Raw genomic sequence first — 25,430 nt, 5'->3', positions numbered from 1 at the left:
CGTGATAAATGAGTGGAATCACTACAGAATTTCATCAAAAAACCAGCTTATCGCCGGCTGATCAGTTTTATCCATGTCTTACCAAGATGTCAGGCCGTCTGTAGACGTGACCTTCATGTTCGATTTCAATATACGGCCATTTACCGGTATAAGTTAAACATCGATTTCCCTCTTTCTCTACAACTATTGTATCCTCTGATTTTAAACCAGGCAATGATGGATTCCATGTGAACACCTGATGAAGCTGGATTTCCTCCTCTGATGAGGGCACTGCAATGATCTCTCTGGACACAAAACCCGTCTTTCCGCCTTGGTGAAGTTTTTTCCAACTGTCAGGGAAACCCTCTTTTTCATATTGGGCAATTCCTGCTTTGAGCACATCTCCAATGGTTCTTCCTGGACGTGTTGCCGCATTCATGACCGTATCAATCCGCGCAAGCCGTTCTTTGTTTTCTTCAAGGTCATTCGGGAGACGCCCAAAGTAAACTGACCTTGTGACGTTGGCGACGAGTCCATGCCGTTCAGCACAAAGAACAACGAGCGCATGCTTTTGCAAGGCTTTCTCTGTTGGAATGGGGTGACGGTATTGATAAATGCGGTCATCTGTTGCGACAAGCAGCACCTCAATGGTCATCCCCTGAGCAATTGCTTTTTGCGCCACAAGTGAAGCAATCTCGTGCTCCGTTTGACCCGGAACGATTTCTTTGCAAACCGTTTCTACTATAACCGCCGCCTGATGACAAAGACTCTCATATTGATTGAGCTGTGATTGGGAGAGAATAGATCGAATGTGAGACAATTCTGCCTCAATCCATTCAAACCCTTCCATCTGTGTATCTGCCCCAATTCGTTTGTCTTTCGTGAATGTATGAACGTAAGTGTCATCCTCTTCATACCAATCCATCGTCACCACTTGAAATGGGTGATCGACATACGCCATTTCTTCTTCAATGATTCGTTTTTCTTCCATTTGATTCACAAACAATACAATGTCATCTTTCAACACAAGCAGCTTGCAGACACCTTCTGGCGTGTTTAAAACAATGTGATTCCTTCTTCCTCCTGTCAGCCAAGAGAAATTATTTCGTTTTTGCACAAGGACACCGTCGAGCTGTTTTTCTTTCATAAGATTTCTCACTTGTTCTATCATTTCATCACCCGCCTGTGTTTAATGTATGAATGAAACGTTTAAAAGCTGTTTTCCCTTGCTCTGTTCTTTTAAACACACCAGCTTGTGCGAGAATGCGAGAGAAGATGTGTCCGATCTCCTCTTGTAAAATAGTTTCTACATTGTCTTTTGTGAAGGTTTTCTCTTCGAGCATGCGCTTTGCCCACCTTTCGTGCTTCATGATGGCAGGGCGGACTTTGATTTCTTCAAGAGGCTGCTTGGATAATAGCGCTTCTTTTAATTGGCTCAATTCATCTGCTAATCTTCCAGGAAGAACGGCCAAACCCATGACTTCAATTAATCCGATATTCTCTTTTTTAATATGATGTACTTCTTCGTGCGGATGAAAGATACCATACGGATGTTGTTCATCTGTACGATTATTGCGCAGCACAAGGTCTAATTCATAAGCTTCACCTTGGCGGCGTGCTATAGGTGTGATGGTATTGTGCGAGGTATCTCCCGTATGAGAAATCAGATTGACTTCTTGGTCTGAATACGTTTTCCATTTTTTTAGAATGTAACCAGCGGCGTCTGCAAGAGCTTGCTGAATGTTACTTTGCAATCGAATGACTGACATTGGCCATTTCACAATCCCAGCCTTCACTTCTGGGAACGCCTTAAGAGAAAAGATATCCTCCATTTTTGCTTTCGCCATCGGAAATTCATGAGCACCGCCTTGAAAATGATCATGACTTAATATACTGCCTCCGACAATCGGGAGATCAGCGTTCGATCCAATGAAATAATGGGGGTAGATTGATATAAAGGAAAGCAAGCGTTCAAATGTTTTTTTTGTAAGCTTCATCGGCTCATGTTCGCCTTTGAACACAATACAATGTTCGTTGTAATACACATAAGGTGAAAATTGCAGATACCACGCTTCTTCTCTTAACGTAACAGGAATAATACGGTGATTCTGTCTAGCTGGATGATTGATTCGCCCTTGAAATCCAACGTTTTCTTTACAGAGAAGACAAAGAGGGTATTGCTTTTGACTGAGCTTCTTGGCTTCAGCAATTGCCTTTGGATCTTTTTCCGGTTTAGATAGATTAATTGTGATTTCCAGCACACCATCGTCTGTTGTTGTAAACCACTGAACATTTTTGGCTATTCTGCCCGTATGAATGTAATGTGCATTTTTTTGCATCTCATAGAACCAGCTTGTGGCTGCCTTTGCTCCTTCATGAAGACGTATCTCTTCAAACTTGGCTTCAATCACACTTGGCGGTGCCACCAAACAACCCATGATTTTTGCATCAAGTAAATCGCGATACGTATCTGTTCCTTGAGGAAGAAGACCTGTTTCTACTGCCCAATCTAAAATAGGTGCCAAAATCTCTTCAATTTCGATACCACCTGAGACCGTTCTTGGCTCAGCGTCATCAAGACCAAGCACCTCCAGCAGTCGATTCCTCACATAATCTGTATCAAGTGGTGTGATGAGCTCTGTATCTATCCCGTATCGAATTAACTGTTCAAGCTTTTCAAAAATATCAATTGCCATTCCCTCTTTCTCCTCTCATGCCTGCCGGTTAGGTTTTATTCACTCTGGTAGCCTTCCGGATGCTTCTGGAACCATTCCCATGCACTTTGAATGATTGTATGAAGATCTGCGTATTGAGGCTGCCACCCTAGTTCTTGGAGCGCCTTGTCGGATGAAGCAATGAGTTTTGCGGGATCTCCTGCTCGTCTTTTTGCCACCTGTGCTGGTATAGGATGACCTGTTACCTCTCTTGCCGCTTCTACAACCTGCTTAACGGAAAAACCTGTACCATTTCCTAAGTTATAAGTTGCACTCCCTTTTCCCTGCCGCAAACGATCAACTGCTAAGATATGTGCCTCTACTAAGTCCATCACATGAATATAATCTCTAATGCATGTACCATCATCTGTTTCATAATCATCACCGTAAATCATGATTTGATCCCGTTTCCCAAGAGCTACTTGAAGGATAATGGGAATGAGATGCGTCTCAGGCTGATGATCCTCACCGACAAGCCCTTCTGTATGAGCACCCGCCACATTAAAGTAGCGAAGCACAACATATTCAATGCCGTATGCTTTCTCAGACCATTTCAACATTTTTTCAATCGCTAATTTGGTTTCACCGTAAGGATTGGTTGGATTCGTCTCATCGGTTTCCACTATAGGCACACGCTTTGGTTCACCATATGTAGCAGCTGTTGAAGAAAACACAATCTTTTTCACATCAAATTCGTTCATCACCTGAAGTAAGGCAATGGCCCCGCCGACATTGTTGTCATAATACTTCAGCGGGTCAGTGACACTCTCACCGACTAGCGAATCGGCAGCAAAGTGCATGACTGCTTCAATTGAATGTGTCTCAAAGACGTTCCTTAAAAAGGCTGTATCTCTTAAATCACCTTGCTCTAATACCGCTCCCTCGAGGACAGCTTCTTTATGACCTGTCTGGAGATTATCGACAATCACCACATTTTCTCCTTTGGCTAAAAGGGCTGCCACCGCATGACTGCCAATGAAACCTGCTCCTCCACAAACTAAAATTGTCATTACCATTCCTCCTTATGTTATTTCTCTTGCGCCGTCTCCAATTCCAGTTATGTAAAACGATGCTTGAATGCCCGTTTTTTCATAATAAATCGCACCTGTTTCTTCTATAAATGAGTCCAGCAACTCATCTTTCACAATACTGACTGTACAGCCGCCAAAGCCTGCACCGGTCATTCGTGAACCAATCGTACCAGGATGACGCCAAGCTGCTTCTGCAAGTGCATCTAATTCAAGTCCAGTTACTTCATAATCATTTTTTAAAGAGAGGTGAGATGCCTTCATCAGAGCGCCTAGTTCCTCAATTTTATCATCTTTCAGAAAATTTACAGCTTTCAAGGTCCGTTCATTTTCCGTCACCGCATGTCTCGCACGTTTAAGATTCGTTGTATCTTGGATCAAATGGGCATGCTGCTGAAGTTCATCAGCGGTTAGCTCACATAAATGCGCGATGTCTAATTCTTTTCTGAGATCATCTAAGGCAGACTGACACTCTGCTCGGCGTTCATTGTATTTGGAATCTGCCAGTGTCCGCTTTTTGTTTGTATTGGCGATGACAAGTGATAAACCATCTTGTCGAAATGGACTGTACTCATAGGAAAGGGTGTCACATTTAAGAAGTATGGCGTGATTTTCTTTTCCGAGACTAATAGAAAATTGATCCATAATCCCGCAATTGACGCCAATAAATTCATTTTCTGCACGCTGCGCAAGAAGGGCAAGATCGACGTTTGATACGCCAAATGAATACCATTCATCAATCAATACAGCTGTGACAAGTTCAATGGAGGCACTTGAAGACAGTCCTGCACCATTTGGAATATTACCGAAGTACACAATATCAAAGCCTTCTTTCACGTTCATTCCTCCTTCTGCAAACTTGCTGAATACACCTTTTGGATAGTTCGCCCAGCCGTCTGACTCTTCGTAAGCGATTTCAGAAAGGTCCACTTCTTTCACACCTTCTTCTTCAAAGTTCAGGGAATACATCCTGACAAGACCATCTGACCGTTTTGCACATGCCGCATAAGTACCTAGTGTAAGTGCACACGGGAAAACATGTCCCCCATTGTAATCTGTATGTTCACCAATCAAGTTCACCCTGCCTGGGGCGAAAAAATAACGAAGTGGCCCCCTATTCCCAAATTGTTGATGAAATGCCGCTCGCAAGGTATCGATCATATCCATTCCCCTTTTCTTCTGTTCTGATAATCTTATTTTAGTTGTCTAAATGGCTGGTGTTCAATGGTAAAAAAACCGTTTAAAAATACCCTTTTTTTGCTGTGGATGGTACGATGTGATATGAGGTGTACCATGATTCAAAACCAAAAAAGGTTGTTTTTTGCTGTGAAGGAGGATTTCCAATTTGAAGAAAGAAGCATTTGCATTTCGTTTTCACCATTCTGATGTGACATTGCCGGCGCAAATTTGGTCTGTCGGCTGGGAAGTTCAATCATCTTCGTTATACAGCTGGAATGGCGTAGAGCGGAAGGATCAAGGCAAATGCATCTTTCAGCTCACACTGTCCGGTCATGGCATGATTGAAATTGGGCAAAAACGATACAAAGTATTGCCGGGACAGGCCTTTCTTGTGAAAAGCCCCAGTGCCTACCAATACTTTTTCCCAGAAGACAGTGAGCATTGGGAATTCCTATATTTGACGCTTTACGGGGAAGCCTGTGATCTTTGCTTTGATCATTTTATAGAACAGGGAAAGCAGGTCATACGTTTTCATCCAAATTCTAAACCGATCCGCCTGCTGAAGAAGATTTATGATGAAGCCTGTGAAAGACGGATTACCAATTCGTTTGAGGGGTCTAGCCTTGCTTATCAATTTGTCATGGAACTTTATTCTTATTTGCCAAAGCTTGAAGGACAAATGGAGAAATGGCCTGAGCCAATCGTACAGGCAGCTTTATTTGCAAGCCATCATTTTCATGAAGAAATTGGCCCTGACGATATGGCGGCTGTGGCACGTTTATCCAAAAGTCATTTTACGAGGGAATTCAAAAAGGCAACTGGCTTTACACCTATTCACTACTTAACAAATATTCGATTAGAAAAGGCGGAAACGTTACTGAAAACAACGAAATACTCGATTGAAGAAATCGCCATACAGTGCGGCTACCGAAATGCGAATTACTTAAATAAAGTCTTTCGCAAGAAAATTGGCATGTCTCCAAAGCAACTGCGGGAAACAAGCGATGCATAATAAAGAGCAGCCGCTTTTCAAATGGCTGCTCTTTATGCTTTCGTCAGGTCGACACAGATTCTCCCTTGTCTTAAAACAATGGTCATTTGCGTATCAGGTGTCATTAAGTTTTCTAGGATATCTGTTGCCGTTTGAAGCGCAATGTCCATTCGATCGATCTTTTCTTTTTCTTGTTCCGTAAACGCTTCTGGATGTGCGGTCATTTCTTTGACTAGCTTCAGCACTTGTTCATGCTGCTTTTCTGTTTGTTGATATATGACATCATATAATTCGTCTGGCCTGTTGCTCATTTCAGATCACCTATCTTTTTCATGTGGTTAAATCGCATCTTCTTTTGTTTTCTTGAAGACGAACCATTTACTGGCGACATAATTGACCACCACAATCACAAAGTTAACAAGAATTTTTGCGACGGTTTCATTTAATGCCATCTGGCTCACAAATAAAATCATCAGCCCTAGATCAACACCTAGAGACATGAGACGTACACTAAAAAATGAAGAAAGCTCACGCATCAGGCTTTTTGTGTCACGTGCCTTTTGCTTGAAGACATACTTCTTATTGGTGATATAGGCAAAGAGAACAGCAAATACCCATGAAACAACCGTTGCCGTTTTATAATCCATGGAAAACATCTCAACGAATAGATAGAAGCTGACAATGTTGACAATGGTTGTACACACACCCATGACAAGATACATGACGACTTCTTGATACTTTTGAAAAAGGCTATACATGTCTTTTTTCATTCCTTCTTGGTGGTTTCTGTTCTTTTAGAATACCATCTTGACAAGAACTTCCCAAATGAACAATATTCACATTCTGCAAAGATGAAAGTCGTTCAAAGAGATGGCACATTTCAACCTAAATGGTTTATACGAGTCATATGATTTAGGTCTTTGTCATTATTTTAATTTATAATCTTTTAACTGACTTTACAATTGTTTATTATTAGAAGTAAGAAATCAATATTTTTTGGATTTTTTAGTCATTTTTTTAGGAGTGTGGTAGGTGATATTTTTTACAAAATAGGTTAAATGTCATCTTTTTTCGACAAGGATCTATTTTGCGGCAGCTTTCACAAAACACGTACAGTTACTAGACGGTTTGTTCAAGTCATTGGTTGCAGATGAATATGTCTTATTGAACTGGAGGATATTATGGAAACGCAAGTGAAAAGAAGAGTTGACGAAGAGTGGGTTTATTTGATTCAGGAAGCGAAAAAAATCGGACTAGGCATCGAAGAAATACAAGCTTTTTTAACATCCAACGGTGATCAGAAGATGATAAACAAACCATAAATCAACGCCGTTATCCTTTGTCTTTCAGAATGCTTTGGCGAAAAGTTCTGACCGGTCAATAGACCTTTGGAAAATCCTTTCATGACGATACGCTACAATTGTTGAACACCTCATCATACCAATCCCTTCCTCGCAATGGGGTTCTGTCTTTCTATATTAGGAGGACAGTCCGTTTCATGTTCTTTATATGATCTCTTTTTGCCTGCACTGAATAAATTCTGCCTACCTTCGTTATAAAAACAAGCTTCCCTTCCATATATTAATCATGAAAGCGATGAGAAAAAAAGAAAGGTGGGGTAGAGCGTGAGTTCAGATTCCCTTTCGTATTATCACCAAAAAAAGGATCAATATTATCACGGCGCGAACCCTGTTATCGTCAATCGTATTCGTGATGAATGGACATCTATTTTGGATATTGGATGCGGAACAGGCCAGCTTGGAAAAGCCTTGAAACAAGAGGGGCGGACAATATGCGGAATCGAATCATTTGAACATGCAGCAAAGCAGGCTGAACTGGAGTTAGATCATGTTCTATGCGGTAATATAGAACAGATGACCCTCCCTTATCGTCAAGAACAATTTGACTGCATCATCTTCGGCGACGTACTTGAACACTTACTTGATCCTTGGGCTGTCTTAAAAAAAGTCAAACCCTTCCTCAAAAAGGAGGGAACCATCCTATCATCTATCCCAAATATCGGCCATATCTCAACTGTTTTAGAATTGTTAGCTGGAAGGTGGTCTTATACAGATGCAGGGCTGATGGACCAAACACACTTACGTTTCTTTACCCTCCACGAAATACATGCACTCTTTCAGTCAGCAGGTTACCGTATTCGTGATCTGGAGACCATTCGTGTACAGCATCCTTCCTATGCGAACGTGACCAATGATTTACACGATCTGCTTGTGAAGCACGGAATACGTTTCGATTTTCATGAGGCATCTACAGCTTATCAATATGTTGTTGAGGCGGTTCCGCTTAATGAATAACCCGACCATTCTTTTTGTACTATGTGTTAACGATGAGTCGATGTTCCAAGCATGCTTCCGGCAGCTCGCCTTACTCCCTGCTCCGCATGGTTATCACGTTGAGGTTTTTCCAATTAGAGAAGCATCGAGTATGGCCTCCGGATATAATAAGGCATTGACTCATCCCGCTCAATTTAAAATTTATCTTCATCAGGATACATTGATTGTCAAACAACAAATGTTACTTGAACTCATCCCACTTTTTTTACAAAATCCGTCACTTGGAATGCTCGGGGTGATTGGAGCAGAAAGTATTCCTGACAATGGGATTTGGTGGGAGAGCAAAGGTTGCAGAGGCAAGGTGATTGAATATCGGCACAACACATATCAATTGCTTTCATTTGAAACAGTCCATGAGCAAGCCGGGCCTCGTGACTTTATTAAAGCAGCGGCTATTGACGGTCTGCTGATGGCCACGCAATATGATATAAAGTGGCGTGATGATCTCTTTGACGGGTTTCATTTTTATGATGTCTCGCAGTCTTGTGAATTTATCAAAAATGGTTATGAAGTCGGTATCGCTAGACAGCACGAACCTTGGTGTATTCACAAATGCGGAGATCACTTTGATGCGGATGCATATGAGAAAGCTAGACAAATATTTCTTGCAAATTATCAGTAAAAAGCACCCTTTTCGGGTGTCTTTTTTATGTTATACTGTCATAAACAACTAGATTGTCTCATATGCATTGGAGTACCTTGTCCCTATTTCGTACAAAGGAGGAAACAATGGCAGACAAAAAAGTTCATTATAGGAAGGTTGTCGCTTCAGAGGATTTCCGAAAACTTCTTGAGGAAAAACGCCGATTTATTGTTCCGTTGACGATTTTCTTTTTTCTCTTTTACTTTTCACTTCCTGTTGCTACATCCTACTTCACCTTTTTGAACACACCAGCAATTGGTGCAATCTCATGGGCTTGGTTATTCGCCCTCACACAATTCATCATGACATGGGTTTTATGTGGACTTTATGCGAAAAAAGCTGCTCAGTTCGACAAATATGTAAGCGCTTTAAAAATTGAGTCTCGAGGTGATGACGAATGAGCATGACCGCTTTTATTTTATTTGTAGCGATCGTAGGACTCACTTTGGTCATCACGTATTTTGCCGCGAAGAAAACAAGCAGTGCTAGTGATTTTTATACAGCAGGTGGAGGGCTGACAGGGTTTCAAAACGGTCTTGCCATCGCTGGAGATTATATGTCCGCTGCCTCATTTTTAGGGATAGCGGGGATGATTGCGTTAAATGGGTTTGATGGTTTCTTCTATAGCATTGGCTTTCTCGTAGCGTACCTTGTCGTTTTGTATGTTGTAGCTGAACCGCTTCGAAATCTCGGGAAATATACGATGGCAGATATGATTGCTGCACGATTTAAACGACCTGCAATTAGAGGAGTCGCTGCCTTTAATACGATCACTGTCTCTACTTTTTATATGATTGCACAGCTTGTTGGTGCAGGAGCATTAATCAAGCTGCTTCTTGGCATTGATTATTGGATTGCGGTTTTGATTGTGGGTGTATTGATGACCATCTATGTGGTGTTTGGGGGAATGATCGCCACCAGCTGGGTACAGATCACAAAAGCCGTTCTCCTGATGCTTGGTACTTTAATCATTTCACTGCTCGTGTTTGCAAAGTTTGATTTTAACTTTATGAACATGTTTGAGCAAATGAAAACAGCGACCCCGCTCGGCGAGTCCTTCCTTCATCCGGGTAATAAATATGACGTCCCATTAGAAACCCTTTCTCTTAACCTTGCACTGGTACTTGGGACTGCGGGTTTACCACATATTTTGATCCGGTTTTATACCGTAAAGGATGCCATCTCCGCAAGGAAATCTGTTCTTTCTGCGACTTGGATCATCGGGATTTTCTATTTAATGACGGTTTTCCTCGGCTTCGGTGCAGCTGCATTTGTTGGAACAGAAGCGATCATAGCAGCCGATGCAGCAGGAAATATGGCAGCGCCGCTACTTGCACAAGCCCTTGGAGGAGATTTCTTATTTGCATTTGTTTCCGCTATCGCATTTGCGACCATTTTGGCTGTTGTGACAGGGCTTGTGCTCTCCGCCGCATCTGCATTTGCGCATGATTTCTACAGTCAGATCATTCGAAAAGGGAAAGCTAGCGAACCAGAGCAGGTAAGAGCAGCTCGTTTTGCCTCAATTGGCGTGTCCATTCTATCAATCGTTCTTGCTTTATTTGCCCAGTCCTTAAACGTTGCTTTCCTTGTGTCACTTGCCTTCGCAGTTGCAGCAAGTGCCAATTTACCATTAATTCTCTTCACCGTCTTTTGGAAAAAATTCAACTCAACTGGAGCCATTGCAGGAAGTTTAACCGGTCTTCTAAGCGCACTCCTCATTGTCTCGCTCAGCCCGAGTGTCTGGGATCCGTCAGGTGCAGCCATTTTTACAGGTGAACCACTCATCCCGCTGTCTAACCCTGGCATTATTTCCATTCCACTTGGATTCCTTGCAGCTTATTTAGGAACGATTTTCTCCTCTGAAAAAGCTGATTATGAAACCTTTACAGAAATTCAAGTGAAGGCACATACAGGGATGCACATGGGCACTGATTCATAAGCAAAAGCCGGCTCTGCAAGCCGGCTTTTTAGTAACGCTGAAATAATGCTGGATGTTGTGGAACATTTTCTAAGTAAATGCTTTTTCCAGTTTCGTCTAGCGCAACAATGTCAATTCCTACTACTGTATATAATGACCGTTCGTCAGCTTCCCGCAAACGGCCCCGTTTGTTTCAACGTTTCCATCTTCTCTTTTTCCCCATTGACCCCACATATGCTTAATGTCTTCATGAACAAGCTTTTGAGCGCCATTCAGCATAATCATGACGTTATCAGAAAACAATTCAAGCAATTCATCCATTTGCTTCTGACCTTTACCCGCTTCATCGTATCGAAAATACGTGCTAAGCACTTCCATCATGCATTCTTCTTTATTTTCCTAATGATAAAATTGTACACAACCGTTTCTCCCTCTGTCCATTTTTATCCCCGAACAAGTAAAGGCATAGATGAGTTGATCCATACCTTCAAAGACTCAAAGACTTAGAGAGATGCTTTTTCTGATACAACAAGTGATTTCAGTTGTTCTGCTGCTTTTCTTGGCTGCTTGCTTTGACTAATGGCACTAATGATACTAATGCCATCTGCACCTGCTTGTATCACGGGTGCAGCATTATCAGATGTGATGCCGCCAATTCCGACAATCGGGATATTTAGACCATGGCTACGTACTTCTTTTATCAAAGAGACCCCTTGTACACTTCGTGTATCCTTTTTCGTTTTTGTTGGATAGACCGGTCCCATGCCAACATAATCTGCCCCGTCCTTAATTGCTTGCTTGACTTCATCAATGTGATGAGTGGAGATACCTAAAATTTTCTCCCCAATCTTCTGTCGTACGTCTTGTGCATTTGCATCTTCCTGACCCACATGGACACCGTCTGCATCAATCTCTATGGCGAGCTGAACATCATCATTCACGATAAAAGGGACATGCGCTTCTTTACAAAGTACTTGTATTTGCTCAGCCAATCGTTTCTTGGCTTCACCTTGCAGTGCTCCTTCTCCCTTTTCGCGAAATTGAAACATCGTAATCCCGCCTTTAATAGCTTCTTCGATGACGTCTAGCGGATGCCTATCCGTATTCGCTGTTCCCATAATAAAGTAAAGAGACAATTGCTCCTTGAGTTGCTGTTGGTCAACCTTTGTCATATACATCTCCCTCTATTTTCCCTAAAGTGATCACATCTGTGGCACTTGTGTTTGATAATTCATTTAAAAGTTCCATTTGAAACGTCCCAGGTCCATTTCCTTTGGTTTGCAAAGCCGCTTTTTCTGCTGCGACACCATAAAATAAAAGAGCAGATGCCGCCGCATGAAAAGGCTGTTCACCTGTTGCACAAAATGCCCCCATGATAGATGTGAGTAAACAGCCTGCTCCTGTCACCTTTGTCAGCCACTCATGTCCATTATGAATGGACATCACCACATCTCCATCCGATACAACATCTACTTTTCCTGTAATGACGACAACCGTATGAAGTGCTTTCGCTGCTTGCTTTGCTAATGCTGACACGTCACCATTCGCCTCTTTCGCATCAACACCCTTTAACTCCCAGCCATCCGTTTCGATCAAGTTCGCAATTTCCGCAGCATTTCCTCTTACGACTGATATATTGACTTGCTGTAATAGTTGATTTGCTGCACTTGTCCGAAATGTTGTTGCTCCCACACCAACAGGATCTAATAGTACAGGCACACCTTTTTCATTGGCCGCTCGTCCAGCAATGATCATCGCTTCAACGGTCTCTTTTGTCAAAGTGCCAATATTTAAAACAAGCGCATCAGCTAATTGAGCCATTTCGGCGACTTCTTCTTTCGCATTTGCCATCACCGGAGAAGCACCTAAGGCAAGCAATCCATTTGCTGTAAAGTTGGTTACAACTTGATTGGTAATATGATGAACAAGTGGATTCTTCGACCGGACCATGTCCAGCAAGTCAGATGCGTGGTTTATCTTCATCAATATCGTCCCCCTTTGTTACTCTACATCCCAAACATAGGATTTCGTATGCTTTAACCATTCTCTTGCCGCAAACGACAGATAGCGATCCTTTCGCCAAATAACCCCTAAATGCCACGGGATAAATGGATGTAGTGAGATCACTTTTACCTTTTCAGGATCAAGATCGCGGCAAATCCGCTCAGGAAGAAGCCCTATTCCTAGATTTTCAGCCACCATTTCACTAATGAAATCCCATTGAGAGGTTTCATAGATGACATTGGGTCGAAAGCCTGCATTCATGCATTCATTCAATATCCGGCTGTGCAGAACAAAATCTTCTCTAAAGAAAATAAAAGACTCTTCTTTTAAATCTGCTAAATGCACCTCAGCACGACATGCCATCGGATGTGATGGATGCGTCACAAGCTTCATGTTCTCTTTCATAATGGTGTACGTATGAAAAATTTTATCATTTGCAGGGAGAACAATGACACCAATATCTAACGAACCATCCTCTACCCCTTCCTCCACTTTAATGGAGCCATGTTCGACCAATTGAAACGTGACATCTGGATACTGCTGGCGAAATTCCCCCATGACATTTGGAAAGAAACTTGATCCTATCATTGGTGGCAACCCAATTCGAATGTGCCCTTTTTTCACGTTCATTACATCATTTAATTCACTCGTTAAATTTTGAAAAGATTGTGTAATTTCACTTGCCTTTGTATACATGGTTAGTCCTGCGTCTGTCATTTCAACCTGCCGACCATTTCGGTAAAATAACTGGACGCCCAGTTCATCTTCAAGATTCTTGACCATTTTGGAAATGGTCGGCTGTGATACATAAAGAGATTGAGACGCTTTCGTAAAACTCTTTAACCTTGCCACTTCTAAGAAATATGTTAAATGTCTAATGTCCATCTCGGTCACCCCCCTATAGACAAAAGGAATAATAACTATTCAATATATGTATTTTACCTATAACGAAACGTGCTGTACACTTTAAAGTAAGTTCATCAATCGTAACGTTGTTAAGCTTTTGTGAAATAGTGAACAATTTATATAGAAAAGGAGTGAATGGAAAGTGCAATTGCTTAAAACGTCGCTGATTGCTACCCTTCAGATTACAGCTTTGTTTGTTTTTGCGAAATTAATGAATGCCCTAGCGACTTTTTTGCATTTAAGAATCCCAGGTACAATATTGGGCATTTTTGTCATTTTCTTATTACTTCATTTTAATATCATTCAATTAAAATGGATTGAACTCGGTGCAGTATGGTTACTTGGAGAGCTGCTACTCTTCTTTATCCCGTCGGCCGTTGGTGTCATTGATTATGGAAAACTGCTTTCCCAATATGGCGTCAGTATTGTGCTCGTTGTATTACTTAGTACCTTTGTTGTCATGCTTTCTACTGGCATGATGACGCAACTAATTGCGAAAAGAAAGGAGCGGAAAAAGCTTTGCTAGTTGGCGGATTATTTCTGATTTTAACTGTTCTTATATACCTCGGATCAAAAGCGGTTTACAAACGTCACCCGAAGGTCTATGCTTCACCTTTACTTGTGACCCCTCTTGTACTTGTGATCCTTCTGTTGTTTGTGAACATACCTTACGATGCATACAATCAAGGCGGGAAATGGCTAACGAATATGCTTCAGCCTGCGACTGTTGCCTTTGCAATTCCTTTATATAAGTATTTTCACGTTCTAAAGAAGCATGCAGTTGAAATTGTATTGAATGTTGCTTGCGGTTCTGTCATTGCGATTTTATCAACAGCGTTTATCGCCAAATTGTTTCATTTGGATACAGGGCTTATTGAAAGTCTTGTCCCAAGATCAGTGACAACACCAATTGCCATGAGTGTCTCAGAAATGATTGGCGGCATGCCGTCCGTTACGGCTGTATTCGTCATCTTAACTGCACTATTCGGCTCCATCATTGGCCCAATGGTCATCCGTTACTTCCGAATTGACAATGACATCGCAAAAGGCGTCTTGCTCGGTACAGGTGCACACGGCGCAGGCACATCAAAGGCCTTTGAGTTAAGCTCCGTCTCGGGTACGATCTCAAGTGTATCGATGATTATTTCAGCCATTATTACATTATGTGCGGCCCCCCTCCTCATGTCGTTTGCCTTATAGAAAAAGCCATTTCCTCTTATGATATGCTCCCCTAAAGGTAGACAGATGAATGAACAAATCTGTTTGCCTTAGGGGAGTTTTTTTATGGCTGGAAAATGGCTTTTTCATTATGTTTGGATGAATAAGACCTTCAGATAGTTTCCTTCAGGGTAGTTCTTTGTTGTACGGAAATCCTCAGGAAGTGTGTATTCTTCAAGGATACGATACGTTTGTCCAGATTCCTTAAAGGCCTGGTCAATAAATCCTTTAAATTTCCTCATTCCAAATGCACTGCTATTGGTTGATGCCACAATGACGCCGTTCTCAGCCGTGATTTGGATTGCTTCTTTTAACAGTTTTTTATAGTCCTTAGCAGCACTGAATGTGTGTTTTTTTGTGCGTGCAAAGGAAGGAGGGTCTAAGATCACCAAATCATATGTCCATCCCTTCTTTGCTGCAAATGGGAAGTATTGAAATACGTCCATCACTTTTATGTCGTGTCCAGACACATCAATTTCATTGATCTCGAACTGCTCGGACGTCTTTTTCAAACTACGGTTTGCCACATCAACGCTTGTCGTACGGCTCGCTCCACCAAGCGCTGCTGCAACTGAGAAAGCACCCGTATATGAAAAGGTGTTGAGAACCGTCTTTCCTTTCGCATAGCGGTCTCGAATCGCTTTTCTCACATGACGTTGATCAAGAAAGATACCAGTCATTGCACCATCATTTAAGTAAACCGCCACACTCATTCCGTTTTCTTTGACGATAAGAGGAAATTCGCCTTTCTCTCCTTTGACAAAATCATCATCCTCAATATATTGTCCTGACGTATCAAATCGTTTCTTTTCATAAATCCCTTTATAATCTGGATATACCTGCTCAATCGCAGCTAAAATGTCAGATTTCAACGTAAAGATTCCTTGGCTATACCATTGGATGAGATAGAATCCATCATAATAATCGATAGTGATACCACCAATTCCATCACCCTCTCCATTCAATACACGGAAAGCTGTCGTCTGTGCATCTCGAAATAAATGCGTTCTGCTTTTAGCTGCCTGCTCTAACTTAGAAGCAAAAAAGGTTTGGTCTATTTTTTCTTTCGCATCAAAAGAAAGCACCCAGCCGATTCCTTTATTCTGCACACCATAATAACCTTTGCCTAAAAAAGAACCTCTTTCATCCACCCATTCAATGAGATCTCCTTCTTGTATACCGTTCACATGCAACACAGCATCTTTTGAAATAAGCGGATATCCCTTTTTCACTTGTTCTGCAAATGTTTGTTTTAAAATGATTTTTTTCATATGTGTCATCCTTATCCTAAATTGACTCTCTCTATCCTACCATATGAATGTATGTGTTAATTCTATTATGATAAGATGAGAAAAAATATCATAGTCACATAGAGGAGGTACTTCTTTTGACAACATTACGCTTAGATCATACAGGTTTGATGGTAAAAGATATTGATCAGTCCATTGATTTTTATGAAAAGGTTGTGGGCATGAAATTAAAAGATCGGATCACCCATTCAAACGGAGTCATTGAGCTTGCATTTCTCGGTTTTAAGGATGAGGAAGAAACGGAAATTGAGTTAATTCAAGGCTACAACAGTGAGTTGCCTGCTGAAGGAAAAGTGCATCATCTCGCCTTCACGACAGACAATATTCACGCAGAGTTCAGTCGCATTCAAAAGCTTCAAATTGAATTGATTGATGAGGAAATTACAACACTTCCAAATGGCTACTGCTACTTCTTCTTCAGAGGACCAGACCAAGAATGGATTGAATTCTTCCAGCGTTAATATTTCCTAGGAAATGCTTGGTGATTTATCGTTGATTTCTTGATAGGCCAATACAATCAATGAAAACTTTTTATCGGGGCAATCTGCCTAGCCATCATTGGGCTTTTAACTAAATTTGTTGGGCATCGCCTCTTAGTGGGCAATGTGAGCACCTGATTAAGAGATGTGGCTCTATTTTTTTCACGAAAAAAAACAGAGTAAAAGCAGGTACAGCACACATACCTGCTTTTACTCTGTTTATAACACTTTACTAAGAAATAATTTTGTACGCTCGTGCTGCGGATTTCCAAATAGCGCCTCTGGCTTGTCTTCTTCGACAATATATCCGCCATCCATAAAGATTACGCGGTCTCCTACCTCTCTTGCAAAGCCCATTTCATGTGTTACAACAATCATCGTCATTCCTTCGACGGCTAATTGTTTCATGACGGCTAATACATCCCCGACGACCTCTGGATCAAGAGCAGATGTTGGCTCATCAAATAATAGCACTTTCGGGTCCATCGCTAAGGCTCTTGCGATAGCAACACGCTGTTTTTGCCCACCAGATAGTTGGTTAGGGTAGCTTTTTGCTTTCTCTTTTAAGCCGACCTTTTCTAGCAAATCAAGGGCTTTATCGACTGCCGCCTTCTTGTCTACGCCTTTTACCTTGATCGGCGCAATCGTGATGTTTTCTAAAACCGTTTTATGAGGAAATAAATTAAAGTGCTGGAACACCATTCCGACCTCTTGGCGCACTTTATTGATATTGACCTTTGGATCTGTAATCGTATGTCCATGGACAACGACTTCTCCAGCCGTAATATCTTCTAATTTATTGAGGCATCGTAAAAATGTACTTTTCCCTGATCCAGATGGACCAATGACACAAACAACTTCTTTTTCCTCGATGACTACATTAATATCCTTTAACACTTCGTGATCACCAAAGGATTTCTTTAGATTTTTCACCTTAATCATACTCATTTGATATCGAATCTCCTTTCTGCATAGCTAGCCAGTAGAGAAAGTAAATAAATAATCACGAAATAAATGACACCCACAATGAGCCATACATTTAAAGGATCAAACGTAGCAGATGCTTGGACTTGTCCTCTTTGCATAATATCGGCGATGCCAATAATGGATAAGAGCGATGTATCCTTCAAGCTGATTATTGCTTGGTTTGTAATGGCTGGCAACATACGGCGGAATGCCTGTGGCAGAATAATAAAGCGCATGTTTTGGCCCCCTGTAAACCCTAAAGACCGCGCAGCTTCTGTTTGTCCTTTATCAATTGATTGAATCCCTGCTCGTATAATCTCTGAGAAATAGGCCCCTGCATTAATTGCTACAGTAATAATCCCTGCCGGCACTCGATCAAGCGAAATGAATTCAAGCGTATTCAAGCCAAAATAAATGAAAAATAGCTGTACGATAAATGGCGTACCTCGAATCGCATTCACAAATACGAGTGCGATGAAATTCAAAATTTTAAATGGTGACAGGCGAAATAATGCCACAATTAAACCAATAATAAATCCTAAAATGATAGCAACAACAAAGATATATAAAGTGGTTTGCAAACCATCCATTAAATACGGAAATGCGTTGATAATCGTATCCATGTTTCTCCCTCCATCATTCACATACGAGTTACACATAAAGAAAGCGCGCGCACTCGAGCGCGCTTCGCTTGTGTTATGACTTCAAATATTTATTCATAATTTTCTCATATTCACCGTTTTTCTTTAGATTCTCTAGACCCTTATTGATTTTCTTCAATAAGTCTTGGTTTTTGCCTTTCATGACAGAGATACCATATTGATCTCCATTCAAGCGGTCTCCGACTGTTTTCAAATTTAAATCTTGCTGAGCAATTGCATAGGTAATGACTGGATAGTCTTCGATCAGTGCATCTGCATTCCCGTTAGATACTTCTTGGAACATAGATGGGCTGTCATTAAATTGAACAATATCATACCCATATTTATCTGCGTTATCAGTTGCAAATTTTGCACCTGTTGTTCCATTTTTAACAGCTAGCTTCTTCCCTTTTAAATCTTCAATCGATTTGATGCTGCTGTCTTTTTTTACAACAACCGTTAGACCGGCATCGAAGTATGGCTCTGAGAAATCCACTTTCTTTTTACGCTCATCAGTAATGCTCATACCGCCCATTCCAACATCAAGCTGACCAGCTTGCATGGCTGGAATAATACCTGAGAAGTCCATTGCCTCAAGTTTAACTTTGAAGCCCTGGTCTTTTGCAATTGCATTAATTAAATCAACGTCTATTCCTTCGTATTTATCGCCTTTTTCAAACTCAAATGGCGGATATGTTGTATCTATCCCTATTTTATATGTGCCCTTGCCTTCACCCGAACCGCTGTCCGATTTTGATCCACAGGCTGCCATGACGAGCACAACAACAAGTCCCATCATCAGTAAAATCGATTTCTTCATTAAAAAGACCCCCTATTGTCAGTTTTGTCTCAATATTCGCTACAACAATATTACTATACCACGCTAAAGCTATGGTGTGTGATATTTTTTATCGATACTAAAGATCCATACAATACTAGACCAATAGTCTCTTTAAATTTTACTTTTTTGCGAATAACTCATTTTATTCTGAAAGGGAAGTGAGTCACAATATTCATGTGATATAATCTCACAAAAAATGAGGAGTTTTCTTGAAATCAGTGCTTTCTTCCTAATCTATGGATTAAGCGTACAAAGACGGCTCCAATGTCCCCATTGATATTGTGATATATTTTTCCGATGACCCTCTTTTTACCTAAAGGAATGCAAGCGCATACAAAAAGGTTTTACACTCCCTAAATTTTTCACTACTGGTTGAATTTACATCAAAAAACACGTTTTACAAATTGTGAGAGACAGCTTAAAATATAAGAAAATATTTAAATTCTAACCAATGTTTAATTGTAAAATAATATCATGTTCTGGACTTACCAGCTTTAATAATGAAGAAAGGAGGATACTAATTGGAAGAAACAAAGGTGTTGTCATCTGTTGACGTAGCAAACATGCTAAATGACTGGTATATCATGATGAAAAAAAGAGAGATACAAGATGCCATTCAATTGAAAGAAGACATTCTTAAAGCGTTTGATCGAATGGAAGAGAATCAAGACGTCTTACTTTATTATCAATTACTAGAATACCGTTTCAAAGACCTCGTTGAAGATACTTCATCGCTAGATCATAGTCTTTTTGTCGATGAAGATGCGATCCGTACTGATGATATGCTCAGCTACTATTTCTACTTCTTTAAAGGAATGTATGAGATGCGCAGAGGGAATCACAATACAGCATTTCACCATTTAAAATTGGCTGAAAATAAGTTGGATCTCGTGCACGACGACATTGAAAAAGCAGAGTTTCATTATAAAACAGGGTGCCTATACTACAATATCAGGTCTACGCTTCTCTCTATACATCACTTGAAGATTGCTTCATCTATTTATGACGCAGACCCATGTTATGTGAAAAAATCAATTAGCTGTCAGATGATGCTCGCGTTGAATTATGCTGACCAAGCAAAATATGATGAGGCAGAGACTTTATTTCAGCAGGTGATTCATTCACTAGAACATATGAAAGATCCAGATTTACTCGGCCATGCGTATTGTAATGCTGCCTTTATTAAAAGTCTGAGAAACGAATACAGTGAAGCTGTGCCGCTTCTTGAGAAGGCTTTATTGATCGAGACATTTGAAACGTCTTCTCCAGGCGGCTATTTGCTTGCCATGTATACCTATACAAAAGCGTTATTTAAGCTGAAAAAGCCTGGATTGTTCCATTATTATGTACAGCTTTCACTTCAAAAAGCAGAAAATTTAAAACAACGAAACATTTCGCTTAAGTTATCCATCTTGGAAGCGCTCATGTTACAGCAATCCAACATGATTGAACAAATCACGTCGTATTGTGATCAATTAGAATCAATGAATTTTCTCGTAGACCTTGAGGCCATCTGTACAGATGTGGCAGAATATTTAACAGAGAATGGTCTTTATGAAGAATCAACTTATTTTTGGAACAAGGCGTTATCATTAAAGACATGTTAATTTAAATTTAAGGAGTTGATGAGTAATGAAGAAATGGCTCATAACAAGTGGGATTTTTGCTCTCGTGATCACAGGTGTTTTCATAGGATGTTCCACCCAAAAAGACAGCCAAACCGCACAACCACAAGATACGGGAACCATTATTCAGAGAGATCGTGGAACTAACCCTTAACATGGACACCTTCAGCCTTTAGGTACTGCCAATGACAAAACAGAGTAGCTATTGTTTATTACAGCTACTCTGTTTTTCATATCTGCCAAAGAATCATGAGCATTCTACACTTTTCATGACGATTTGAAACCGATGAATGGAGATGGTTTTTAATCAATTTCTCGTTTAATATTTTGCATCTTTTCATCTAGGTAATGGGCGATATCTGCCGCTTCCTTCAATTCATCAGTCAACTGAGCAGGAACATCGTTGTTCAATTTATAATATATTTTATGTTCAAGACTTGCCCAAAAATCCATCGCAATGGTCCGCACCTGAATCTCGACCTTCACATGCTCCACACGATTGGTTAAATAGACCGGAATCTCAACAATTAAATGAAGACTTCGGTAGCCGTTTGACTTTGGATGCTGAATATAATCCTTTACCTCAAGAATCTTTAAATCTTCTCTTTGCCTCAGTACATCAATAATGTTATAGATATCTTGAATAAATGAGCAAATGATGCGGACACCTGCGATATCATGAATATGCTCCTTAGCACATTGTGTAGTGATGTCGCATCCCTTTCTCGCTAATTTATTCACGATGCTTTCAAAGGATTTAATACGTGATTTTGTATGCTCAATCGGGTTGTGTCCATGGATTAAATTATATTCTTGGCTAATAATTGAAAACTTTGTATCTATCTCATCTAACGCAAATTTATATACTAACAATTCATTTTTCCAATCTTCCATGACACTTTTCAAATCTTCTACATGAGTTGCTGACATATTCATTTCTATTTGTCATCTCCTTTAAGCAAACGGCTTTTACACCGCTTTCCGTTTATTAGACGAAGAGAGGACGTGATTGGTTTTAAAAAATGATACGTCGTTAGCTTCGCTGTTGTAATAGGTCCATGTCAAAGCTCGCTTAAGAACAGATCCTTTTACAATATCCATAACATCATTCGGTCTGCTATACCTGCAATTTCTGACTGCTCACTTGAAGCATAAATGACAGCTTTCCCAGAGTTTGATCGCTCCTTTCACATCTCTTCTTTCCGTATCAATTAAAAAGAGGCTTTAACATATGATGTTTTGCCCCTTGCAATGTCCTAGTCAGAAGGTGTATGGTTGAAAGAATATCTTACAGGAAAACAACTTATTTTAAATTGTCAGATTAATCAGTTAATAATGCGTTTAGGTTTTATATCTTGTTTTGAAGAGAGGTGAAATTAAAAAACATTCGGCAAGGAGTAGGAAAGCGCTTTAACAGATTTTTCTTATTTGAATTCCTGAAAACCTATTGCTAATATTTTGTGAAGGTATAGAATAGAATCATAATTATTTCATATTATTAGAATTTTCAAATAATCAAACAGCAAGGAGATTTACAATGTCAAAACAACCCATCCGCGTTGAACTTAGTTCAACAAAAAAACCAAAACCTCAATCTGATCAGCTTGAATTCGGAAAGATCTTCACAGATCACATGTTTGTGATGGATTATTCAATTGATAAAGGCTGGTACGATCCAAGAATTATCCCTTATCAGGCCATTCCAATGGATCCGGCGTCTATGGTCTACCATTACGGCCAATCTGTTTTTGAAGGCTTAAAGGCTTATGTTTCTGAAGATCAAAAAATTCTCTTATTCCGTCCGGAAAAGAATATGGAACGCCTGAACAGATCCAATGACCGCCTATGTATCCCGCAAATTGACACAGAAACGGTTTTAGAGGGATTAATTGAACTCATTCGCATTGATAAGGATTGGGTACCTGATGCAGAGGGAACTTCCTTGTATATCCGTCCATTCATTATTTCGACTGAGCCTTATTTAGGTGTTGCACCGTCTAGCACCTATAAGTTATTCATTATTTTGTCTCCGGTGGGATCGTACTATAAAGAAGGCATTCATCCTATAAAAATTGCTGTTGAAAACGAATTTGTCCGTGCCGTAAAAGGCGGAACTGGAAATGCAAAAACAGCAGGAAACTACGCATCTAGCCTGAAAGCACAGCAATTAGCAGAGAACAAAGGATTTTCACAAGTTCTTTGGCTTGATGGGGTTGAGAAAAAGTACATTGAAGAAGTGGGCAGCATGAATATTTTCTTTAAAATCAATGGGGAGATCGTCACGCCTGAATTGAACGGCAGTATTTTAGAGGGGATTACACGTCACTCTGTCATTGAACTGTTAAAGCACTGGGAGATTCCAGTGACAGAACGCAAAATTTCAATTGATGAAATCATTGAAGCACACAAAACAGGAGAGCTTGAAGAGATTTTTGGTACTGGAACGGCCGCTGTCATTTCTCCTGTTGGTGAATTAATCTATCATGATCAACAATATGTCATTCAAGATGGTCAAACAGGTGAAGTATCTAAAAAATTATACGACGCCATTACCGGTATTCAAAAAGGCAAACAGCCAGATATCTTCGGCTGGACAGTAGAAGTCGACTCTGTCGTCAAACAAGCATAATCATTCCAAAGAACCTTTCATTTAAGATGAAGGGTTCTTTTTCTCGGAATTATTTCCGCCTTTACATATATAATTTTGTCAAAATCTCCTTATCAAGTCATGATGCTCAAGATGAAGTATTCAATGTCCTAAAGAGGCTTGCGGTTAAATGCTACGGAATGATCAATTATGACAGCAAGATTGATCATAAAGCAGGAAATACTCTGACATCAAAATACATTGACGAGTTTTGGAATCGAAAGCTAACAAATGAACAGGGATGAGGCATTTTATATGAGAACATTATTTATTGAGCCTTGCCTGAATAGATGGTATTATAACCATTACATACGGAAGCAGGAGCAATCTTTTTTAGGTGTATTTTATTTTAAATGAGCCATTAGTTGTTGAATAAATTCGGACAAGAGAACGTTGCATTAACCGTTGTTTTTGTTAAACTGATAATAGAGGGAGAAAAAGGTTAAAAAAGCTCCCTATCCAATGAAATGGATCACAGGTGAAACGCAAAAATAGATCGAGAAAAATCTATAGAATAAATTAGCTGTTGAGATCATAAAAATCATTAGAAAGAACACGATTAGATTTTGGATGATCAGTCAGCCTTGCTTGGTTCAGCGTTTGTTGCCATAAGCCAAAAGTAAAGGGGGTGAATGATAGATGAATACTGTTAAGTACATATCTTATTTTGTAATTTCTTTAGTATTACAGCTTCTATGGTTCCTAGCTATTAAAAAGACCTCAGATGTCACAATACTAGACATGGTGTTCCTTTCCATGTTATTTACACTTTCCATGGTTATCATTGATAAAGTATTTCCAAAAAAGCAGGCTTCCTAGTCTGCTTTTTATTTATACTTTTTAATCTACATGCCAATGTGTCATACCCTCAAACGCATTATTACCACGACTAAAATTAATTATTTAAGGAGAATAGAATTGAATTTCCTTGTCATCACAGGATTCATTTATTTGATTTTCTTCGGAGTCTTTTTCTTTTTTATGTATAAAGGAGAAAAAAAGGAAGCTGAGGAAAGCAAAACAAATGAAAAATATTTGTTCTCGACATTTATAGGTGCGCTTTTATTATCTTTAATTCCTACAGTGGTGATCATGATTATAGTGTTGATTATTACAGGATCAACAAGTGTAATCGTGAAATCATTAAGTTTAGATGTAGATTTTACCCAAATTATTATTCTAAGTTTAGCGTTAGTTTGCTATTTATTTACCCTCGATCATATATTTATTGCAGTAGGCAAACACATATTAGGAGACAATATCTTGAATACTGTGTTTGCTTCACTTTTTAGGTTCTTATGTGTCTTTTCTGTTGGTGTTATATGCTCAATTGGTATTGCAGATAATATAATAATGTCTATTGGTCTAACCGTAGCATGTCTCTTATTAGAATTTATCTCTCTTGATCACCCTAAGGAGCGTTTAGATGATTAATCACCTTTTAAACACCATTACAGGTGTTTTTACCTGTTTTAATTAAAGCACTCAAAACGACTTGGGGGACGACCCCTTTCTTGTTCCTTTTTGCCTATATAGTAAAAATATCATATTGTTCCTCTGTCAGATTCTCTTGCCCATCTAAAACGTGCCCTAAGCCCGTTGTCTAGCTGTTAATCACTTGTCATTTTTGTGATTCACCACTAAAATAACTCAAAATGCTGGTCATCATTAAAGCGATAACTGATGCAATCAGCAAAGATACGCTAATTGCACTTAATCCCGTACCTTCCCATTCTCCTACAAAAAAACTGATCATAAATAAGATGATACTAACCATTATGAAAATCGCTGGAAATCCATACTGAATAGGCGACTTCTTCTTTTTAAAGATTAAAGAACCGCCTAGTATGATAACTGCAAGAATAGCTGTCATTAGCCAAAAAGACATTTTTCTTTTCCCCTTTCAAAAAATGATAACAGATAATTAAATCTTCCTAATGGATAATGATGTATCATTTCAACTATCGTAACACTGATTTAATGTGTT

29 protein-coding genes are annotated in these 25,430 nt (G+C 39.9%); 13 read left to right on the top strand and 16 right to left on the bottom strand.

Going from position 1 to position 25,430, the window contains the following annotated elements; genetic code table 11:
• Positions 1 to 67 precede the first annotated feature (67 nt).
• The 4 genes from ABVJ71_RS12245 to ABVJ71_RS12230 are packed head-to-tail and all read right to left on the bottom strand — an operon-like array spanning position 68 to position 4,888.
• Complete coding sequence (locus ABVJ71_RS12245; protein ID WP_353854253.1) at positions 68 to 1,150, bottom strand: aminopeptidase P family N-terminal domain-containing protein; 1,083 nt, start codon at positions 1,148 to 1,150, stop codon at positions 68 to 70.
• 4 nt (positions 1,151 to 1,154) lie between these two features.
• Positions 1,155 to 2,675 (bottom strand): UDP-glucose--hexose-1-phosphate uridylyltransferase, encoded by a 1,521-nt coding sequence (gene galT / locus ABVJ71_RS12240; RefSeq protein WP_353854252.1) that lies wholly within the window; start codon positions 2,673 to 2,675, stop codon positions 1,155 to 1,157.
• Between the two features lie 35 nt (positions 2,676 to 2,710).
• A complete protein-coding gene (galE, locus tag ABVJ71_RS12235; RefSeq protein WP_353854251.1) occupies positions 2,711 to 3,703 on the bottom strand; it encodes a UDP-glucose 4-epimerase GalE in 993 nt (330 codons plus the stop codon).
• A gap of 12 nt (positions 3,704 to 3,715) precedes the next feature.
• Positions 3,716 to 4,888: a galactokinase gene (locus ABVJ71_RS12230; RefSeq protein ID WP_353854250.1), complete on the bottom strand. Its 1,173-nt coding sequence runs from the start codon at positions 4,886 to 4,888 to the stop codon at positions 3,716 to 3,718.
• A 178-nt stretch (positions 4,889 to 5,066) separates the two neighbouring features.
• Here ABVJ71_RS12230 and ABVJ71_RS12225 point away from each other — a divergent pair, with 178 nt between their 5' ends.
• On the top strand, positions 5,067 to 5,912 hold the full coding sequence (locus ABVJ71_RS12225) for an AraC family transcriptional regulator (RefSeq protein ID WP_353854249.1): 846 nt from the start codon (positions 5,067 to 5,069) through the stop codon (positions 5,910 to 5,912).
• Between the two features lie 32 nt (positions 5,913 to 5,944).
• Here ABVJ71_RS12225 and ABVJ71_RS12220 read toward each other — a convergent pair whose 3' ends face one another.
• Positions 5,945 to 6,202, bottom strand: coding sequence for a hypothetical protein (locus tag ABVJ71_RS12220; RefSeq protein WP_353854248.1), 258 nt, complete (start codon positions 6,200 to 6,202; stop codon positions 5,945 to 5,947).
• A 27-nt stretch (positions 6,203 to 6,229) separates the two neighbouring features.
• Entirely contained in the window at positions 6,230 to 6,613 is a 384-nt protein-coding gene (locus ABVJ71_RS12215; protein ID WP_012011676.1) for a GtrA family protein, read from the bottom strand.
• Between the two features lie 459 nt (positions 6,614 to 7,072).
• Here ABVJ71_RS12215 and ABVJ71_RS12210 point away from each other — a divergent pair, with 459 nt between their 5' ends.
• The 5 genes from ABVJ71_RS12210 (at position 7,073) to ABVJ71_RS12190 (ending at position 10,827) form a co-directional block, all read left to right on the top strand.
• Positions 7,073 to 7,213: an anti-repressor SinI family protein gene (locus ABVJ71_RS12210; protein WP_353854247.1), complete on the top strand. Its 141-nt coding sequence runs from the start codon at positions 7,073 to 7,075 to the stop codon at positions 7,211 to 7,213.
• 303 nt (positions 7,214 to 7,516) lie between these two features.
• Positions 7,517 to 8,206 (top strand): class I SAM-dependent methyltransferase, encoded by a 690-nt coding sequence (locus ABVJ71_RS12205; protein ID WP_353854246.1) that lies wholly within the window; start codon positions 7,517 to 7,519, stop codon positions 8,204 to 8,206.
• Positions 8,199 to 8,867: a glycosyltransferase family protein gene (locus ABVJ71_RS12200; RefSeq protein ID WP_353854245.1), complete on the top strand. Its 669-nt coding sequence runs from the start codon at positions 8,199 to 8,201 to the stop codon at positions 8,865 to 8,867. Before ABVJ71_RS12205 ends, ABVJ71_RS12200 begins: the two co-directional genes overlap by 8 nt.
• 107 nt (positions 8,868 to 8,974) lie before the next feature.
• Complete coding sequence (locus tag ABVJ71_RS12195) at positions 8,975 to 9,289, top strand: DUF485 domain-containing protein (RefSeq protein WP_353854244.1); 315 nt, start codon at positions 8,975 to 8,977, stop codon at positions 9,287 to 9,289.
• Entirely contained in the window at positions 9,286 to 10,827 is a 1,542-nt protein-coding gene (locus ABVJ71_RS12190) for a cation acetate symporter (protein WP_353854243.1), read from the top strand. The genes ABVJ71_RS12195 and ABVJ71_RS12190 overlap by 4 nt, the downstream gene beginning before the upstream one ends.
• Positions 10,828 to 10,947: 120 nt before the next feature.
• Here ABVJ71_RS12190 and ABVJ71_RS12185 read toward each other — a convergent pair whose 3' ends face one another.
• The 4 genes from ABVJ71_RS12185 to ABVJ71_RS12170 form a co-directional block, all read right to left on the bottom strand.
• Entirely contained in the window at positions 10,948 to 11,187 is a 240-nt protein-coding gene (locus ABVJ71_RS12185) for a hypothetical protein (protein WP_353854242.1), read from the bottom strand.
• 122 nt (positions 11,188 to 11,309) lie between these two features.
• The gene (thiE, locus tag ABVJ71_RS12180; protein ID WP_353854241.1) at positions 11,310 to 11,978 is read right to left on the bottom strand and encodes a thiamine phosphate synthase; all 669 of its coding nucleotides are present in this window, start codon (positions 11,976 to 11,978) and stop codon (positions 11,310 to 11,312) included.
• Positions 11,965 to 12,789 carry a hydroxyethylthiazole kinase gene (thiM, locus tag ABVJ71_RS12175; protein WP_353854240.1) on the bottom strand — a complete coding sequence of 275 codons (825 nt, stop codon included), beginning with the start codon at positions 12,787 to 12,789 and terminating at the stop codon, positions 11,965 to 11,967. The genes thiE and thiM overlap by 14 nt, the downstream gene beginning before the upstream one ends.
• Positions 12,790 to 12,807: 18 nt before the next feature.
• The gene (locus tag ABVJ71_RS12170) at positions 12,808 to 13,695 is read right to left on the bottom strand and encodes a LysR family transcriptional regulator (protein WP_353854239.1); all 888 of its coding nucleotides are present in this window, start codon (positions 13,693 to 13,695) and stop codon (positions 12,808 to 12,810) included.
• Between the two features lie 232 nt (positions 13,696 to 13,927).
• Here ABVJ71_RS12170 and ABVJ71_RS12165 point away from each other — a divergent pair, with 232 nt between their 5' ends.
• Positions 13,928 to 14,242, top strand: a complete 315-nt coding sequence (locus tag ABVJ71_RS12165; protein WP_353856652.1) for a CidA/LrgA family holin-like protein — start codon at positions 13,928 to 13,930, stop codon at positions 14,240 to 14,242.
• The gene (locus ABVJ71_RS12160; protein ID WP_353854238.1) at positions 14,236 to 14,916 is read left to right on the top strand and encodes a CidB/LrgB family autolysis modulator; all 681 of its coding nucleotides are present in this window, start codon (positions 14,236 to 14,238) and stop codon (positions 14,914 to 14,916) included. Before ABVJ71_RS12165 ends, ABVJ71_RS12160 begins: the two co-directional genes overlap by 7 nt.
• A gap of 107 nt (positions 14,917 to 15,023) precedes the next feature.
• On the opposite strand, the gene ABVJ71_RS12155 is transcribed toward ABVJ71_RS12160, so the two are convergent.
• On the bottom strand, positions 15,024 to 16,205 hold the full coding sequence (locus ABVJ71_RS12155) for a class I SAM-dependent rRNA methyltransferase (RefSeq protein ID WP_353854237.1): 1,182 nt from the start codon (positions 16,203 to 16,205) through the stop codon (positions 15,024 to 15,026).
• Positions 16,206 to 16,321: 116 nt separating this feature from the next.
• On the opposite strand from ABVJ71_RS12155, the gene ABVJ71_RS12150 reads away from it, so the two are divergent.
• Positions 16,322 to 16,705, top strand: coding sequence for a VOC family protein (locus tag ABVJ71_RS12150; protein ID WP_353854236.1), 384 nt, complete (start codon positions 16,322 to 16,324; stop codon positions 16,703 to 16,705).
• 237 nt (positions 16,706 to 16,942) lie between these two features.
• Here the strand turns inward: ABVJ71_RS12150 and ABVJ71_RS12145 are convergent, their stop codons facing one another.
• The 3 genes from ABVJ71_RS12145 to ABVJ71_RS12135 form a co-directional block, all read right to left on the bottom strand.
• Positions 16,943 to 17,671, bottom strand: coding sequence for an amino acid ABC transporter ATP-binding protein (locus tag ABVJ71_RS12145; RefSeq protein WP_353854235.1), 729 nt, complete (start codon positions 17,669 to 17,671; stop codon positions 16,943 to 16,945).
• A complete protein-coding gene (locus tag ABVJ71_RS12140; RefSeq protein ID WP_353854234.1) occupies positions 17,668 to 18,312 on the bottom strand; it encodes an amino acid ABC transporter permease in 645 nt (214 codons plus the stop codon). The genes ABVJ71_RS12145 and ABVJ71_RS12140 overlap by 4 nt, the downstream gene beginning before the upstream one ends.
• Before the next feature lie 73 nt (positions 18,313 to 18,385).
• Positions 18,386 to 19,150 carry a transporter substrate-binding domain-containing protein gene (locus ABVJ71_RS12135; protein ID WP_353854233.1) on the bottom strand — a complete coding sequence of 255 codons (765 nt, stop codon included), beginning with the start codon at positions 19,148 to 19,150 and terminating at the stop codon, positions 18,386 to 18,388.
• Between the two features lie 542 nt (positions 19,151 to 19,692).
• On the opposite strand from ABVJ71_RS12135, the gene ABVJ71_RS12130 reads away from it, so the two are divergent.
• Positions 19,693 to 20,778: a Rap family tetratricopeptide repeat protein gene (locus ABVJ71_RS12130; protein WP_353854232.1), complete on the top strand. Its 1,086-nt coding sequence runs from the start codon at positions 19,693 to 19,695 to the stop codon at positions 20,776 to 20,778.
• 25 nt (positions 20,779 to 20,803) lie between these two features.
• Positions 20,804 to 20,950, top strand: a complete 147-nt coding sequence (locus tag ABVJ71_RS12125; protein ID WP_353854231.1) for a hypothetical protein — start codon at positions 20,804 to 20,806, stop codon at positions 20,948 to 20,950.
• Between the two features lie 149 nt (positions 20,951 to 21,099).
• Here the strand turns inward: ABVJ71_RS12125 and ABVJ71_RS12120 are convergent, their stop codons facing one another.
• Positions 21,100 to 21,732, bottom strand: coding sequence for a GTP pyrophosphokinase family protein (locus tag ABVJ71_RS12120; protein ID WP_353854230.1), 633 nt, complete (start codon positions 21,730 to 21,732; stop codon positions 21,100 to 21,102).
• A gap of 601 nt (positions 21,733 to 22,333) precedes the next feature.
• On the opposite strand from ABVJ71_RS12120, the gene ABVJ71_RS12115 reads away from it, so the two are divergent.
• Together ABVJ71_RS12115 and ABVJ71_RS12110 are read left to right on the top strand one after the other, a co-directional pair.
• Positions 22,334 to 23,425 carry a branched-chain amino acid aminotransferase gene (locus tag ABVJ71_RS12115; RefSeq protein WP_353854229.1) on the top strand — a complete coding sequence of 364 codons (1,092 nt, stop codon included), beginning with the start codon at positions 22,334 to 22,336 and terminating at the stop codon, positions 23,423 to 23,425.
• A 999-nt stretch (positions 23,426 to 24,424) separates the two neighbouring features.
• Positions 24,425 to 24,877, top strand: a complete 453-nt coding sequence (locus ABVJ71_RS12110; protein ID WP_353854228.1) for a hypothetical protein — start codon at positions 24,425 to 24,427, stop codon at positions 24,875 to 24,877.
• A 187-nt stretch (positions 24,878 to 25,064) separates the two neighbouring features.
• Here the strand turns inward: ABVJ71_RS12110 and ABVJ71_RS12105 are convergent, their stop codons facing one another.
• On the bottom strand, positions 25,065 to 25,331 hold the full coding sequence (locus ABVJ71_RS12105) for a YesK family protein (RefSeq protein ID WP_353854227.1): 267 nt from the start codon (positions 25,329 to 25,331) through the stop codon (positions 25,065 to 25,067).
• Positions 25,332 to 25,430 lie beyond the last annotated feature (99 nt).

The sequence above is a fragment of the Bacillus sp. Bos-x628 genome (genome assembly GCF_040500475.1).
GTDB lineage: Bacteria > Bacillota > Bacilli > Bacillales > Bacillaceae > Bacillus > Bacillus maqinnsis.
This window is presented reverse-complemented; position numbering and strand designations above follow the sequence as displayed.